General features: G+C 55.9%; 15 protein-coding genes. 5 read left to right on the top strand and 10 right to left on the bottom strand.

Translation table 11 applies throughout. The features are described 5' to 3' along the window. Positions 1-30: 30 nt before the first annotated feature. The 3 genes from FZF21_RS14175 to FZF21_RS14185 are packed head-to-tail and all read right to left on the bottom strand — an operon-like array spanning position 31 to position 3,817. A complete protein-coding gene (locus FZF21_RS14175) occupies positions 31-2,229 on the bottom strand; it encodes a polysaccharide biosynthesis tyrosine autokinase (protein WP_149121277.1) in 2,199 nt (732 codons plus the stop codon). Beyond that, on the bottom strand, positions 2,229-2,678 hold the full coding sequence (locus FZF21_RS14180) for a protein-tyrosine-phosphatase (RefSeq protein ID WP_017383364.1): 450 nt from the start codon (positions 2,676-2,678) through the stop codon (positions 2,229-2,231). Before FZF21_RS14180 ends, FZF21_RS14175 begins: the two co-directional genes overlap by 1 nt. Next, positions 2,678-3,817 carry a polysaccharide export protein gene (locus FZF21_RS14185; protein WP_047737410.1) on the bottom strand — a complete coding sequence of 380 codons (1,140 nt, stop codon included), beginning with the start codon at positions 3,815-3,817 and terminating at the stop codon, positions 2,678-2,680. Before FZF21_RS14185 ends, FZF21_RS14180 begins: the two co-directional genes overlap by 1 nt. Positions 3,818-4,299: 482 nt before the next feature. On the opposite strand from FZF21_RS14185, the gene FZF21_RS14190 reads away from it, so the two are divergent. Both FZF21_RS14190 and FZF21_RS14195 read left to right on the top strand, forming a co-directional pair. Next, a complete protein-coding gene (locus tag FZF21_RS14190) occupies positions 4,300-4,632 on the top strand; it encodes an RcnB family protein (RefSeq protein WP_017383366.1) in 333 nt (110 codons plus the stop codon). Beyond that, entirely contained in the window at positions 4,583-5,062 is a 480-nt protein-coding gene (locus FZF21_RS14195) for a GNAT family N-acetyltransferase (protein WP_149121276.1), read from the top strand. Before FZF21_RS14190 ends, FZF21_RS14195 begins: the two co-directional genes overlap by 50 nt. An 89-nt stretch (positions 5,063-5,151) precedes the next feature. Here the strand turns inward: FZF21_RS14195 and apbC are convergent, their stop codons facing one another. Then, complete coding sequence (apbC, locus tag FZF21_RS14200) at positions 5,152-6,261, bottom strand: iron-sulfur cluster carrier protein ApbC (RefSeq protein WP_017383367.1); 1,110 nt, start codon at positions 6,259-6,261, stop codon at positions 5,152-5,154. Positions 6,262-6,398: 137 nt separating this feature from the next. On the opposite strand from apbC, the gene metG reads away from it, so the two are divergent. Next, the gene (metG, locus tag FZF21_RS14205; protein ID WP_015572338.1) at positions 6,399-8,432 is read left to right on the top strand and encodes a methionine--tRNA ligase; all 2,034 of its coding nucleotides are present in this window, start codon (positions 6,399-6,401) and stop codon (positions 8,430-8,432) included. Positions 8,433-8,540: 108 nt separating this feature from the next. On the opposite strand, the gene FZF21_RS14210 is transcribed toward metG, so the two are convergent. From FZF21_RS14210 to FZF21_RS14220, 3 genes are read right to left on the bottom strand one after another with little or no spacing between them, the layout of a single operon-like run. After that, positions 8,541-9,011: a DUF1456 family protein gene (locus FZF21_RS14210; protein WP_015572337.1), complete on the bottom strand. Its 471-nt coding sequence runs from the start codon at positions 9,009-9,011 to the stop codon at positions 8,541-8,543. A 46-nt stretch (positions 9,012-9,057) separates the two neighbouring features. Beyond that, positions 9,058-9,777, bottom strand: a complete 720-nt coding sequence (gene btsR / locus FZF21_RS14215; RefSeq protein WP_149121275.1) for a two-component system response regulator BtsR — start codon at positions 9,775-9,777, stop codon at positions 9,058-9,060. Continuing rightward, positions 9,771-11,456, bottom strand: coding sequence for a sensor histidine kinase (locus FZF21_RS14220; protein ID WP_149121274.1), 1,686 nt, complete (start codon positions 11,454-11,456; stop codon positions 9,771-9,773). Before FZF21_RS14220 ends, btsR begins: the two co-directional genes overlap by 7 nt. A gap of 218 nt (positions 11,457-11,674) precedes the next feature. On the opposite strand from FZF21_RS14220, the gene mlrA reads away from it, so the two are divergent. Then, complete coding sequence (mlrA, locus tag FZF21_RS14225; RefSeq protein WP_017693055.1) at positions 11,675-12,415, top strand: HTH-type transcriptional regulator MlrA; 741 nt, start codon at positions 11,675-11,677, stop codon at positions 12,413-12,415. 69 nt (positions 12,416-12,484) lie between these two features. Continuing rightward, positions 12,485-12,598, top strand: a complete 114-nt coding sequence (locus FZF21_RS14230; RefSeq protein WP_017383372.1) for a protein YohO — start codon at positions 12,485-12,487, stop codon at positions 12,596-12,598. Here FZF21_RS14230 and FZF21_RS14235 read toward each other — a convergent pair. From FZF21_RS14235 to FZF21_RS14245, 3 genes are read right to left on the bottom strand one after another with little or no spacing between them, the layout of a single operon-like run. Further along, the gene (locus FZF21_RS14235; RefSeq protein WP_017383373.1) at positions 12,573-13,310 is read right to left on the bottom strand and encodes an ABC transporter permease; all 738 of its coding nucleotides are present in this window, start codon (positions 13,308-13,310) and stop codon (positions 12,573-12,575) included. The genes FZF21_RS14230 and FZF21_RS14235 overlap by 26 nt on opposite strands. After that, entirely contained in the window at positions 13,294-14,244 is a 951-nt protein-coding gene (locus FZF21_RS14240; protein ID WP_149121273.1) for an ABC transporter ATP-binding protein, read from the bottom strand. Before FZF21_RS14240 ends, FZF21_RS14235 begins: the two co-directional genes overlap by 17 nt. Beyond that, positions 14,237-15,394 (bottom strand): ABC transporter permease, encoded by a 1,158-nt coding sequence (locus tag FZF21_RS14245; RefSeq protein ID WP_017383374.1) that lies wholly within the window; start codon positions 15,392-15,394, stop codon positions 14,237-14,239. The genes FZF21_RS14240 and FZF21_RS14245 overlap by 8 nt, the downstream gene beginning before the upstream one ends. Position 15,395: the final 1 nt, after the last annotated feature.

The following is a 15,395-nucleotide window of genomic DNA, read 5'->3' on the forward strand; positions in this document are numbered from 1 at the left end:
CCACCCGGGAGAGGGATTGTTTTTCCCGCGCTAACGCCTTTCCCCTTTTTTCCTCGAAGCATAGCCGTATTCATACTGGCTGTACCCCGAGCTGTAATACAGCGCTGCGGATTTAACAATATCGTTGAGGATTGTGCCGCTGACCTTCACGCCAACGTGCTGTAACCGTTTAACGGTATTCTCCATCTCTTTCACGCTGGTTTTATCGAAACGGGCAACCATTAGCGTTGTTCCGGCTGCTCTGGCGACCAGCGCGGCATCGGTGACGGCCAGGACCGGCGGAGTATCAATGATGACAATGTCATATTGCTCGTTAACCCAGGACATGACGGAAAGGAATCGTTCGCTTAACAGCAATTCTAACGGGCGCAGGGGTTCCGGGCCGCAGGTGATGACGTCAATTCCCCCTTTTTCAGCATGCTGAATGACCTCCGCTAAGTCGCGTTTCCCTTCGAGCAGGCAGGACAATCCGTGGCGGTTCTCCAGACCAAAAATATTATGAACATAGCCCTGGCGCATATCCGCATCAATAAACAGCACCCGCTGACCGCTCTGCCCGGCGATGGCCGCCAGATTCGTCGCCACCAGCGTTTTTCCGCAGTCCTGCGTGGGGCCAGAAATCATCACAATGCGGTTCTCAGCCTCCATCATGGTGAAATGCAGACTGGTCCGCAGCCCGCGCACCGCTTCAACAAACATATCAGCAGGGCGATCGACGGGCAGGAAAGGCACATCCGAGGTTTTGTGTTTCCAGCGACGAGAAAACGGATTTTTTCTGCGCAACTGCGTTTTACTCCACAGCCACTGTGAACGTGGCAACGTAGCCAGAACCGGCATCCCCTGCGCTTCCAGCTGTTCGGAAAGCGTGATCCCACGTTTGAACGCCTGACGTACCAGCACGGTCCCCATTGAGAGCATTAGCCCGAACAGCGCGCCAAGAACGATGATTAACGCTTTACGCGGCTTTATTGGGTCCGGCAGCGTAACAGCCTCATCAATGATCCTCACATTCCCGACAGCGCTGGATCGGGAAATATTCAGCTCCTGCTGGCGCGTCAATAGCTGTAAATAAATCGTGCGACCCGACTCAACATCGCGGCTCAGGCGTAAAATCTCCTGCTGCGTGGAGGGCATAGCTGACACACGGTTATTGAGACGCTCCCGTTCCCGCTCAAGGGTCTGTCTCTTTTCATGCAATGCACGATAGGTAGGGTGACTCTTTTTAAAGAGCTGGGAGATCTCTGCCTCCCGGAACGTCAGCTCATTTAGCTGATTCTCAACGTTAACAATCTGATCCAGGACAGATTTTGCCTCCAGAGACAGGTCCACCGAGTCGCGCTGCGCCCGGTAGGCATTCAGCCTCGCTTCTGCCTGATCAAGGTCCGCGCTGATTTTCGGCAACTGCGCCTGTAAAAAATCCAGACTACGAGAATCCTGAGCCTCCTGGCGCGCGATATTTTGCTGGAGATAATTTTCAGCAATTGCATTCAGCACCCGGGCGATGCTGTCAGGATCTTCGCCCGTCAGGGTTAAGGTCACGATACCGCTCTGTTTCTCCGATTCCGCAACCGTGAGACGCTTCTTCAGCGCGTTGATCGTCTCAAGCCGCGTCAACGACTTAAGCGAAAATTGCGTGCCTGGCTCAGCCTCAATCGACGTCACCAGCAGAACGATCCCTTGCGTAACCAGCGTTTTCCCAACCTGACCGTCGGCCTCAATGTTTTCGCCCGTCAGGTGATATTTTCCCGCTTCCTGTACGGTCAGCGTGAGCTCTTGCGCTTTGCCTTCCACCTGCGGGATCTGGAGTTCGCCTAACGTGATTTTGCCCTGCTCACGCCCTTGCAGACGCTGCCAGAGACGCCCCACCACAGGCAAAACGCGCTGCTTTGCCTGCTGTGTCAGAGCTAATTTGTCAACGGTCTCGCCGAGGATCATGCGGGATTTCAGCAGTAAAATTTCAGGGGCAACATCCGGCGACACATCGGTGCCCAGCTGGCTCAAACCTTTGAGCAGGTTGTTATCCTGTTTGTTTTCAATTTGCACCATGGCATCCGCCTGATAAACAGGTGGCGCAATCCAGGCATAGAGACCGGCGCACAGGATGAACAGGAACGTCACGCACAGAATCATCGTGCGGTGGTCGATCATCTCGACGAGCAAACGAACGAGATCGACTTCATGTTGTTGGGGTGCCGCTGCACCATAATTGTCTGTTGTGTAAGACGACATTAATGCTTCATTCCTTTCTGACCTAAACGACGTGCCCATTCCTGACTGGCTTTACCCAATAGCCCAAACACATATTCAAACGCTTCCCGGCTTTGACGGTAGGGATCGGGGATCTCCTGCGGCTCCAGCCATTGCCCAAAAAGCAGCGACTTTCCTCGAATCTCCGGCGCCATGGCCGCAATGAAGCGAAGATGTTCCGGCTCCATAACCAGGATAAGATCGGATCCCTGCATCAAATTGCGTGTCAGCCTGCGCGCCACATGACCATCGAGGGAAATCCCATGCCGCCAGGCTACGTCCTGGGCGCTGTCATCCGCCGGGCACCCTTCAAGCCCGAATATGCCCGCCGAGGCGATATATCTGTCGGGCAGGTGCTGGCGCAAAAGCCGCTCCCCAATCGGAGAACGGCAGACATTTCCGGTGCAAACCACGAGTATTGATTTGAACATTATTGCGGCCACGATCTGATGTAACGAACCGTTTCGGTAAGGTCATGCATCCCGCTGATGGTCGGAACAAGCTGTGATATCACACGATTCCAGCGGGACAGTGGTGCAGTGGTGACATAGACAATGTCATAGGGCTCAAGCTGAAACTCGGTGCCTAACACCATGGCTGATGCGTCCTGAGCATTGAGCTGGTAGAGGTTGGCAATTTTTTCTGAACGCTCGCTTTTCGGCAGCGAACGAATGACAAAAATTCCGGTGGCATCGGCCATATTCTGGTTCAGCCCACCGGCATTGCCCAGCGCTTCGGCCAGGGTCATGCCGCTGCGATCCATTTTCAGCGTGCTCTGTTTAACGACCTCGCCCATGACGAACACTTTCAGCGCATCGTTACGGGGGACAAACAGAATATCGCCGGGATAGAGCAGCTTATTTTGCGTGAGATCGCCATGCTGCATCAGCGCATATAGCGAGAGGCGCGTGTCCTTCCCATTATGCGTCAGCACGACATTGCGCCAGTCCGCGTCGGCAGAGAGCCCCCCAGCGGCGTTTACGGCATCCATGACCGTTAACGGGATATTGGTAATAGCCTGCTGCCCTGACTTCACCACCTCGCCCGTCACATAGGCTTTTTGTGAGCGAAAAGAGGCGACGCTGACATCCACCTGCGGGCTTTCAATAACATTGTTCAGCCGGGCCGTGATCTCCTCGCGTACCCGTGCGACCGTTTTGCCAGCCACCGGCAATTTACCGACATAGGGATAGAAAAGTGTGCCGTCGGCATTGACCCAGTTACCGGTGTCACTGGCGCTACGATACTGCCCTGCCGGGGTTGTCAGTTCAGGGTGATCCCAGACGGTGACGGTTAGAATATCCCCAACGCCGATACGGTATTCCCAGTTTTTGACCTGTTCATCCAGATTAGGATTTGCCTGAGATTTCAAAACCGATGGTCGCATTTTTTCAATTAACGAAGGCGTAAGAGGATAAACATCAATCCGTTTCTCAAGACGATCATTTGCATCTTCTGCGGCAATTATCTTTTTCCCAGCGAGATCGAGATGCTGGCCAGGGTAAAATACGCAGCCAGATAAGGGGGTAATAATTAAAAATAATATCGATACAACTGTTGTGTTTTTCATTTATTACATAATATCTTTTATAGTAGTGATTATCGTATACAGGATAAAACAGTAACATTTCACTCAAGCACAAGTTGCTGTTATTCAATGAATTAACAGAAACACAAAGAGTATTTATAAAACCACACGACATTCCTTTGGGCAGACTTTACAGCCCTGCATTGTCTTAATCAGGCTTTCGGAAAGAGGGTTTCAGGCAATCTTAAATGTTCTATTTGTTGAATGCATGCCTGAATCTTAGTAAATTTGCCTTGAAAATGTTTTTTCAGAATTAATTAATAAACCAATAATTATGTTATCTGTATAAGCTCATATTTATTCGTCGAAGTAATAATTAATGACGGTTGCGACTACACAAAACCGTGCACTTTTGTTACATTTTTTGCAAACTCACCCTGTGAGGATACTTAAAATGAACTGTCTGCCATCCGTTAGCGGATCTGCACACAAAAAGTATCAGTAACGATATGACTGGAGAAAAAATGGCTAAGCGTAAATTGTTGCTTCTGGGTGTATTACTGTCACTGGCGGGGGCCGCGCACGCTGCACCGCAAACATCGACAGCGCCTTCCGGCATCAAGGCCTATGAAGAGCAAGAGTTTATTGCCGATTTTACGAAGTTTAAAATCGGCGACACCGCGCCCGCGCAGTATCAGACGCCTGAGTACACCATCAAACAGTACCAGCTGCGTAACCTTCCCGCGCCCGATGCCGGCACACACTGGACCTACATGGGTGAGAATTATGTTCTGATTGGCGATGCCGATGGCAAAATCTACAAAGCCTATAACGGAGATATTTTCTATCACCGCTGATACGATCCTAATCCGTCCGTGGCAGGAGAGCGATCGCCCTTTCCTGCGCACGCTCTTCCTTCACGCCCGACGTGAAGCCTGGCCGTGGATGGACAATTCTGCGTGGCAGCTTGAAGATTTTGACGCGGCAACCCTGGACGAAGGGATTTGGGTGGCGGAGCAGGATGGGCACCGACTTGGCTTTGCCTCAGTCTCGACGAACGATAATTTTCTGCACAACCTGTTTGTCGATCCGAACTATCAGAGCCTGGGCGTCGGACATGTGTTGCTTGAACACGTGCAGAAGACGTTTACCAGCACGGGTTCACTCAAGTGTCTGGTGAAGAATGAGCGGGCGGTTGCGTTTTACCAGCGCCACGGCTGGCACATTGAGGCGACGGGAGATTCTCCGGACGGAGAGTATTATTTGATGCACTATCGGCTTGGGTAAAGTCAGGTGGCGCTACGCTTACCTGACCTACAAAATCGAGCCAGGCCGGGTAAGGCGAAGCCGCCACCCGGCACTAACGCGCAGAGGCGTTACACCGCGCGGAAGGCGATTTCACCCGGAATGACTTCGCCCTGCCAGTAAAGCTGCGCCGCAACGCGCCCCGCCAGCTGACGATAGATTTCCGTGAATTCGCTATCTGGACGGCTGACCACCGTCGGCTTACCGCTATCCAGATCTTCACGCAGTGTGATATGCAGCGGCAGTTGCCCCAGCAGTTGCGTGTGGTATTGCGCCGCCAGCTTTTCGGCGCCACCGGTACCAAAGATAGGCTCATGGTGCCCGCAGTTGCTGCAAATGTGCATGCTCATGTTCTCGACGATACCCAGTACCGGCACCTCCACCTTCTCGAACATGACGATGCCTTTTTTGGCGTCGATCAGCGCGATATCCTGCGGCGTGGTGACCACGACGGCGCCGGTAACCGGAATGTTCTGCGCCAGCGTCAGCTGGATATCACCGGTGCCCGGCGGCATGTCCAGTACCAGATAATCGAGGTCAGGCCACATTGTCTCCTGCAACATTTGCAGCAGCGCCTTGCTGGCCATCGGGCCACGCCAGACCATTGCGTTATCGTCCGTGACCAGGTAACCAATGGAGTTGGTCGCCAGACCGTGCGCCACGATTGGCGCCATGTGGGTGCCGTCCGGCGAAGTTGGACGCTGGTTTTCCGCCCCCAGCATGTTTGGAATGGACGGGCCGTAGATATCCGCATCCAGAATGCCGACTTTCGCCCCTTCAGCCGCCAGCGCAAGCGCCAGGTTCACGGCGGTCGACGATTTACCCACCCCGCCCTTGCCCGAGCTGACGGCGATGATGTTCTTCACGCCGTTAACGCCCGGCTGATTTTTCACGCGCTTGAGCGTGGCGATGCTGTGGCTTAGCTTCCAGTCAATTGCTTTTGCGCCGGTAATGCGCAGCAACTCAGAGCTGGTTTGCTCTTTCAGAGCATCAAAGGCGCTGGTCCAGACGAACGGCATCTGTAGCTCAATGTGCAGCGTATCGTCCAGCCATGCGACGTGATGAAGCGCTTTCAGCGTCGTGAGATTGTGCTTCAGGGTTGGATGCTGAAAATTAGCCAGCGTCCCGGCGACCATTGCTCGTAAGGCTTCCGGTGATTTGGCCTGGGATTGAGAACTCATCCCGACTCCTTTGTTCTTGTGAATAAGACCTTAGACAAACAAGTTTACCTGAAAGGCCGCGGTTTGTGCTTACTTAATAATGCCCCTTTTGGTAATATCGAAAACCCTTTTCACAGTTAAAAGAAGTAATGCCTACTATGACTCAAGTCGCGAAAAAAATTCTGGTAACGTGCGCCCTGCCGTACGCCAACGGCTCAATCCACCTCGGCCACATGCTGGAGCATATCCAGGCTGATGTCTGGGTCCGTTACCAGCGAATGCGCGGCCACGAGGTGAACTTCATCTGTGCGGACGATGCCCACGGCACGCCGATCATGCTGAAAGCGCAGCAGCTGGGCATTTCCCCGGAACAGATGATCGCCGAAATGAGTCAGGAGCATCAGACCGATTTTGCTGGCTTTGACATCAGCTATGACAACTATCACTCCACGCACAGCGACGAAAACCGCGAGCTGTCAGAGCTGATCTACACCCGTCTGAAAGAGAACGGTTTCATTAAAAACCGCACCATCTCTCAGCTGTACGATCCGGAAAAAGGCATGTTCCTGCCGGACCGTTTCGTCAAAGGCACCTGTCCGAAATGTAAATCCCCGGACCAGTACGGCGATAACTGCGAAGTGTGCGGCGCAACCTACAGCCCGACCGAGCTTATCGAACCGAAGTCCGTGGTCTCCGGCGCGACGCCGGTGATGCGTGACTCCGAGCACTTCTTCTTCGACCTGCCGTCGTTCAGCGAAATGCTGAAGGCGTGGACCCGCAGCGGTGCGTTGCAGGAGCAGGTCGCGAACAAAATGCAGGAGTGGTTCGAATCCGGGCTGCAACAGTGGGATATCTCCCGCGATGCGCCCTACTTTGGCTTCGAAATCCCGAACGCGCCGGGCAAATATTTTTACGTCTGGCTGGATGCACCGATTGGCTACATGGGGTCGTTCAAGAATCTGTGTGACAAGCGCGGCGACACCGTAAGCTTCGACGAATACTGGAAGAAAGATTCCGATGCCGAGCTGTATCACTTCATCGGTAAAGACATCGTTTACTTCCACAGCCTGTTCTGGCCAGCAATGCTGGAAGGCAGCAACTTCCGCAAGCCGACCAACCTGTTCGTACATGGTTACGTAACGGTGAACGGCGCGAAGATGTCTAAATCTCGCGGGACGTTTATTAAGGCCAGCACCTGGCTAAACCACTTTGACGCGGACAGCCTGCGCTACTACTACACCGCGAAGCTCTCTTCCCGCATCGACGATATCGACCTGAATCTGGAAGATTTCGTGCAGCGCGTGAACGCGGACATCGTCAACAAGGTGGTGAACCTGGCGTCCCGTAACGCAGGTTTTATCGCCAAACGCTTTGACGGCGTGCTTTCTGCCGAACTGGCCGATCCTGAGCTGTATAAAACCTTCACCGACGCCGCCGCTGCGGTTGGCGAAGCCTGGGAAAGCCGTGAATTCGGTAAAGCCATTCGCGAAATCATGGCGCTGGCAGACGTGGCCAACCGCTATGTGGACGAGCAGGCGCCGTGGGTGGTGGCGAAACAGGAAGGCCGCGACGCCGACTTGCAGGCGATCTGCACCATGGGTCTGAACATGTTCCGCGTGCTGATGACCTGGCTGAAGCCGGTTCTGCCGCAGCTGGCAGCCCGCGCGGAAGCATTCCTGAACACCGAACTGACCTGGGATGCCATCCAGCAGCCGCTGCTCGGCCACAAAGTGAACACCTTCAAGGCGCTGTATAACCGCATCGAGATGAAGCAGGTTGACGCGCTGGTGGAAGCATCCAAAGAAGAGGTGAAAGCGGCTGCCGCACCGGTGACCGGCCCGCTGGCGGACGATCCGATTCAGGAGACCATCACCTTTGATGATTTCGCCAAAGTCGACCTGCGCGTGGCGCTGATCGAAAACGCGGAGTTCGTGGAAGGTTCTGACAAACTGCTGCGTCTGACCCTGGATCTGGGCGGCGAGAAGCGTAACGTCTTCTCCGGCATTCGTTCCGCGTATCCCGATCCGCAGGTGCTGATTGGTCGTCAGACCGTGATGGTGGCAAACCTGGCGCCGCGCAAAATGCGCTTCGGCATCTCTGAGGGGATGGTGATGGCCGCAGGCCCGGGCGGGAAAGATATCTTCCTTTTAAGCCCTGACGAAGGCGCGAAGCCGGGTCAGCAGGTGAAGTAATAAAAAAGCCGGATGAGAATCCGGCTTTTTTTTGCCCGGCGGCGCTACGCTTGCACGGGCCTACGGGTTTTGTAGGCCGGGTCAGGCGAAGCCGCCACCCGGCTAAAATCACCCCTTCTGGTTATGCACCCGCTGCGTCAACCCACGCAGGAAATAACGCAGAAACTGATCCCCACACTCGCGGTAATTCTTATGATCCGGCGCGCGCATCATGGCGGTGATTTCCGGCATCGACACGCGAAATTTCTGCTCGGTCATGATCGCCAGAATGTCGTCAGTTTTCAGGGAGAAAGCAATACGCAGCTTTTTCAGCACCGTGTTGTTATTCACCCGACGCTCCAGCGCCAGCTCAGGCGCAGATTCATCTTTGCCGCGCTTGTCGTAGATCAGGCCATTCAGAAAGCCCGACAGAATAATGTCCGGGCAGCGAACAAAACCCTCTTCATCTTCTTTAGTCATCCAGGTGTCGAACCCGGCGGACGTGGATTCCATGTCGGAGAGCGCAAGAATGCGCACCATGTCATTATTGTTCGCTTTCAGGGTGTAGCGCAGGCTACGAAGAATATCGTTACTTAGCATAGAGCCTTCGAATGTCGATGATGCAATGGCGCGCAGTGTACCAGTTTTACAGCCCTATCGCCTCTTTCAAACTTTTCAGGTAGCGACGACTGACGGGAACGGTTTGCCCGGCACGTAACACCAGCTCGGCCTGGCCGTTATCTTCCAGACGGATCTCTTTCAGGTGCGCCATGTTCACCAGATACTGACGATGGCAGCGGATTAGCGGCGTGCGGCTCTCCAGCATGCGCAGGGTCAGCTCGGTAAAGCCTTCGTTACCTTCAGCGCTGGTGACGTATACCCCGCTCAGACGGCTGCTGACAAAGGCAACGTCGTCCATTTGCAGGAGGTAAATCCGGCTGTGCCCGGTACAGGGTATAAACTTCAGGGGCTGCTGATGCTCCGGCAGCAGCGTCACGTCCTGCACGGTACGCTCCTGATGCAGGCGGGTCAGGGTCTTTTCAAGCCGTTTCCCTTCAATCGGCTTCAGCAGATAATCAAATGCGTGCTCTTCAAACGCCTTTACCGCGTACTCATCAAAGGCCGTCAGAAAGACGATATAGGGACGGTGCTCCGGGTCGAGCATGCCGACCATCTCCAGCCCGCTGATGCGCGGCATCTGAATATCGAGGAACAGCACGTCCGGGCGCAGTTTATGCACCGCACCGATGCCTTCAATCGCATTGGCACATTCCCCCACAACCTCGATATCACTCAGCTCCTGCAACAGAACACGCAGGTTTTCCCGTGCTAACGGCTCATCATCGACAATCAGCACTCTTAACATGCGTTCTCCTCCAGCGGCAATCGTAAGGTAATTCGGGTATAGCGGTCTGGCTCACAGGCGACGGTGATACCGCAGTCGTCACCAAAATGGGCGCGCAGGCGTTTATCCACCAGGCTCATGCCCAGACCGCCTGACGCGGAAGCTTCATACAGCCCCGCGTTGTCTTCAATATCCAGCACCAGATGGTGGTTAAAACGGGAAGCGGAAATCATAATCTCTCCACTTCCCAGCAGCTGCGACGTCCCATGCTTAATGGCATTTTCTACAATCGGTTGCAGGGTAAAGGCCGGAAGATGCTGATACGCCAGATCGTCCGGGACGGATAACGACACCTGTAAACGTGACTGGAAGCGCGCTTTTTCAATTTGCAGATAGGCGTTTACATGCTCAATCTCGTCCGCGAGGGTGACGATCTCCGAGGGTCGCTTCAGATTTTTGCGGAAAAAGGTCGAGAGAAATTGCACCAGCTGCGCGGCCTGATCGCTGTCGCGGCGGATCACCGCTTTCAGCGTGTTGAGCGCGTTAAACAGGAAATGCGGGTTCACCTGAGCGTGCAGGAGCTTAATTTCTGACTGCGTCAGCAGCGCTTTTTGCCGTTCATACTGCCCCGCCAGGATTTGCGCCGAAAGCAGCTGGGCGATCCCCTCCCCCAGCGTGCGGTTGATGGAGCTGAACAGGCGGTTTTTGGCTTCGTAAAGCTTAATAGTGCCCATGACGCGCTGGTTTTCGCCCCGCAGGGGAATGACCAGCGTAGAGCCGAGTTTGCACTGCGGATGCAGGGAACAGCGGTACGGCACTTCATTTCCGTCGGCATACACCACTTCACCCGTTTCAATAGCGCGCAGGGTATAGGTCGAGGAGATCGGTTTGCCCGGCAGATGGTGGTCGTCGCCGGTACCGGTAAACGCCAGCAGCTTCTCGCGATCGGTAATCGCCACGGCTCCGATATCCAGCTCTTTATACAGCACCTGCGCCACCTTCATGCTGTTCTCCTCGTTGAATCCCTGCCGCAGGATCCCTTCCGTCGACGCCGCAACTTTTAAGGCGGTGGCAGAAAATGCCGAGGTGTATTTTTCGAACATGGCGCGTTTGTCGAGCAGAATGCGCATAAACAGCGCCGCACCTACGGTATTGGTGACCATCATCGGTGCGGCAATGCTGCTGACCAGATGTAACGCATCGTCAAACGGGCGCGCGATCAGCAGGATGATCGCCATCTGCGCCATTTCCGCCACGAAGGTAATCGCCCCTGCGGTAAAGGGACTGAACACTTTATCCGGGCGACCGCGCTTAATCATATAGCTGTGGACGAGACCACCGAGCAGCCCTTCGACGATGGTGGAGATCATGCAGCTCAGCGCCGTCATACCGCCCATCGAATAGCGGTGCAGGCCGCCGGTTAACCCCACCAGACCGCCGACAACCGGGCCTCCGAGCAGCCCGCCCATTACCGCGCCGATGGCGCGCGTATTGGCGATGGAATCTTCGATATGGAGACCAAACCAGGTCCCCATAATGCAGAATATGGAAAATACGACGTAGCAGAGGAATTTGTGCGGCAGACGGACGGTGACCTGCATCAGCGGGATAAACAGGCGCGTTTTGCTCATCAACCAGGCGATGACAAGGAACACGCACATCTGCTGAAGCAACAGCAGCACCAGATTAAACTCGTACATACTCACAAACCGCACATTCTAAAAACGCGTAACATACACTGATAGCGGTTAACTTTCTTTGAAACGTGCCAAAAAAGCGATAAATCGTGTCCGCCATCACACCTTTTGCCGGAGATAACCTGTCTTTCGTATAATTTGTACAAAAAAGAATCAAATCTTCCTGGTTCCGCAAAGTGGGTCTACAGTTAAGCTGGGGACGCGCAAGCCTGGGGGCGAAAATGGCGCTTTACACAATAGGTGAAGTGGCACTCCTGTGTGATATCAATCCCGTTACGCTACGGGCGTGGCAGCGACGGTATGGATTGCTTAAGCCGCAAAGAACGGACGGGGGGCACCGCCTGTTTAACGATGCGGATATTGACCGGATCCGCGAGATCAAAAGCTGGATCGACAATGGCGTACAGGTCGGCAAGGTAAAATCGCTTCTGAGCCAGGACGATCCAGATACGCAGCTTCTCTGGCGCGAGCAGCAGGAAACGCTGCTGAGGCTGTTGCAGAGTGGCAATTTGCAGCGTCTGCGCGGCTGGATCAAAGAACAGGGTCGAGACTACCCGGCGCAAACCTTGATCACCCATCTTTTTATTCCCCTACGGCGTCGGCTTCAGTGTCAGCAAACCACCTTACAGGCACTGCTCAGCATGCTTGATGGCGTGCTGATTAACTATATTTCCGTCTGTCTTGCCTCAGCGCGGAATAAAAACAGCAAAGATGCGCTGGTGATCGGCTGGAACGTACACGATACCACCCGACTGTGGCTCGAAGCCTGGATTGCCACCCAGCAGGGCTGGCGCGTTGACGTGCTTGCCCACTCCCTGGCCCAGCTCAGACCGGAACTGTTTGAGGGGCAGACGCTGCTGGTCTGGTGCGGCGAAGTCCCCTCCGCTTCCCAGCAGCAGCTCCTGACGGAATGGCGCGAACATGGTTATCCCGTTTACTCGCTGGGGCCAAATGCGTCGTAACGGCATTTAATGGTTCATTAACAGCTGCGCTTCACCGTATAATTGTTCCGTTAACAACAGGAGCACATGATGAAGGCAACGAAACTGGCCGTAATTACCCTCTTTGCACTGATGGCCATCAGCGGTATCGGTGGCGTTATGCTTGCAGGTTATTCATTTATTGTTCGCGGCGGTGTTGGCTGAGGTATCCGGCCAGGCGTTCAAACAGGCGATCCACCACAATCGCCGCCAGCGCAACCAGAACCGCCCCCTGAATAATGTAAGCCGTATTAAACCCGCTTAACCCGATAATGATCGGCGTTCCCAGCGTATTGGCTCCGACCGTCGAGGCGATGGTTGCCGTACCAATGTTGATAATCACGGACGTTCGCACGCCGGCGATAATCACCGGTGCGGCCAGCGGCAGTTCGACCTTCACCAGCCGCTGCCAGGCGCTCATCCCCATCCCTTCCGCTACGCTCAGCACCGATGCAGGCACCGCCGCAATCCCCGCCAGCGTCCCTTGCAGAATGGGCAACACGCCGTACAAAATCAGCGCAATGATGGCAGGCTCCTGCCCAAAACCGATCGCCGGCACGGCAATCGCCAGCACGGCCACCGGCGGGAAGGTCTGCCCCGTTGCGGCGATGGTCTCCACCAGCGGACGGAACTCCCTGCCCGCAGGCCGCGTCACCGCAATACCGGCGCCTGTGCCCAGCACGATGGCAATCACGCTTGACACCGCCACCAGCCAGAAGTGCGCCAGGGTGAGATTAACAAAGCTCTCCTGCTGGTAAACCGGACGCGGCAGCCCGGGAATAAGCGCATTAAACAGCGCCGCGCTGTGCGGCATCAGGTAGAGTAAGGCGATAAACAGCCCTGTCAGCCAGAGTAACGGATCACGAACCCACTTCACGCGTCACCTCCCCCGCCAGCAGATCGCGAAAATGGATCGTCCCGCATGGCGTCCCCTGCCCGTCCGCAACGGGTAATACCTCGCACTGCCGGGCGACAAACGCCGACAGAGCATCGCGCAGGCTCATCCCATCGTGCAGCGGTTCACCACCGATTTGCGCATCCTGCGGACGCAGATAGTCCCTGACGGTGCGCAGCGAGAGCAGCCTGACGCCCAGCTCGCTGCGGCCAAAAAATTCACGCACAAAATCGTTTGCCGGCGAGGTTAACAGCTCAAGCGGCGTTCCCTGCTGGACGACTTCGCCGTGATCCATCAGTACCAGACGATCGGCCAGCCGCAGCGCTTCGTCGATATCATGTGTCACCAGCACGATGGTGCGCCCTAGAATACGGTGGATGCGACTCATCTCCGCCTGAAGTGCGCCGCGGGTGACCGGATCCAGCGCGCCGAAGGGCTCATCCATCAGCAGCACCTGCGGGTTAGCGGCCAGCGCGCGCGCCACCCCAACCCGCTGCTGCTGTCCGCCGGAAAGCTGGTGCGGATAGCGGTCGCGAAGCGACGCGTCCAGGCCCAGCAGCGCCATCAGCTCGTCGACACGCTCATTGATCTTCCCCCGGGACCATTTTTCCAGCTGTAGCACGGTGGCAATGTTCTGGGCCACCGTCCAGTGGGGAAACAGGCCGATGGACTGAATGGCGTAGCCCATACGCCGCCGCAGTTCCAGCACCGGCAGGCTGCGGATCTCCTCTCCGGCAAAGCGAATCGTCCCGCTGTCATGTTCCACCAGCCGGTTGATCATCTTCAGCGTCGTCGATTTTCCCGACCCCGACGTCCCGATCAATACCGAGAACGCCCCCTCGGCAAAATGCAGATTGAGGTGGCTTGCCGCCGGACGGCCCGCAAAGGTTTTACTCACATCATGAAATTCAATCATTGGCTCTTCTCCTGAGCAGCGCGAGCCACAGGGCAAACAGGGCATCCAGTACGACCGCCAGCGCAATCGTGGGCACAACGCCCAGCAGCACCAGATCCAGCGCGCTGCTCAGCAGCCCCTGGAACACCAGTGCCCCAAAGCCGCCCGCCCCGATCAGCGCGGCAATCACCGCCATCCCCACGGTTTGCACCGTCACCACCCGCAGGCTGCGAACCAGCAGCGGAAGCGCAAGCGGCAGCTGTATTTTCCAGAAACACTGGCGCGCACTCATCCCCATCGCATGGGCGCTTTCCAGCACGTCAGGCGGAACCTGGCTTAACCCCGCCACCACGCCGCGCACCAGCGGCAGCAGCGCATACAGCACAAGGGCGATAAGGGCAGGCGTCAGCCCGGTTCCGGCAATGCCTGCCGCGGCCAACGCAGGGAAGGATTTCACCAGACCGGCCAGGGGGGCAATCAGCAGGCCAAACAGGGCAACGGAGGGGATGGTCTGAATAACGTTGAGCACGGTAAAGACGGCACCCTGGCGGCTGGGATGCCGGTAGCACCCGATGCCCAGCGGCACGCCCAGCAGCAGCGCCGGGATCAGAGTCCCGAACAGGATCGTCAGATGTTGCGCCAGCGCGTTGTCAAACACCTCCTGGCGGTTGGCGTACTCTTTTAACAGCGAGAGTTGATTCAGATCGCCACTGAAGAGGATCAGCAGAGGGATAACCCAGAATTGCGCGTTCAGCAGCCAGCGCCAGACGGGTAGCGGCGTGAGACGGCGAATGGCATCGCTACAGACCAGCAGACAAAGTGCCAGCCACAGCCACAGCCCGCTGCCAATCGACGTGCGCGCCAGCGGGCTTTCAACCGAGGCCATCTGCGTTGCCGCCTGTCCCGCGCTCCAGAACAGCACGATAAACAGTGCTTCGCTGAGCAGAAGCGTCAGCCAAAGGGCGGCTCGCCCTGGCCAGAAGGCTAAGGCTACAGTACTCGCCAGCGCCGCGCCCAGCAGTAGCGGCGTAAATGACCAGATCTGCCAGAGCGCGCGCGGTTCGCCCGACACCAGACGGTTTGGCGCGACATTTACAAAGGGTAACGCGACCGCCGCAATGGCCACACAGGCCAACAGCAGCAGGACGCGGTTATGACATTTTATTGGCACA

It is taken from the genome of Enterobacter sp. LU1 (assembly GCF_008271405.2).
GTDB classification, from domain to species: Bacteria; Pseudomonadota; Gammaproteobacteria; order Enterobacterales; family Enterobacteriaceae; genus Enterobacter; species Enterobacter hormaechei_C.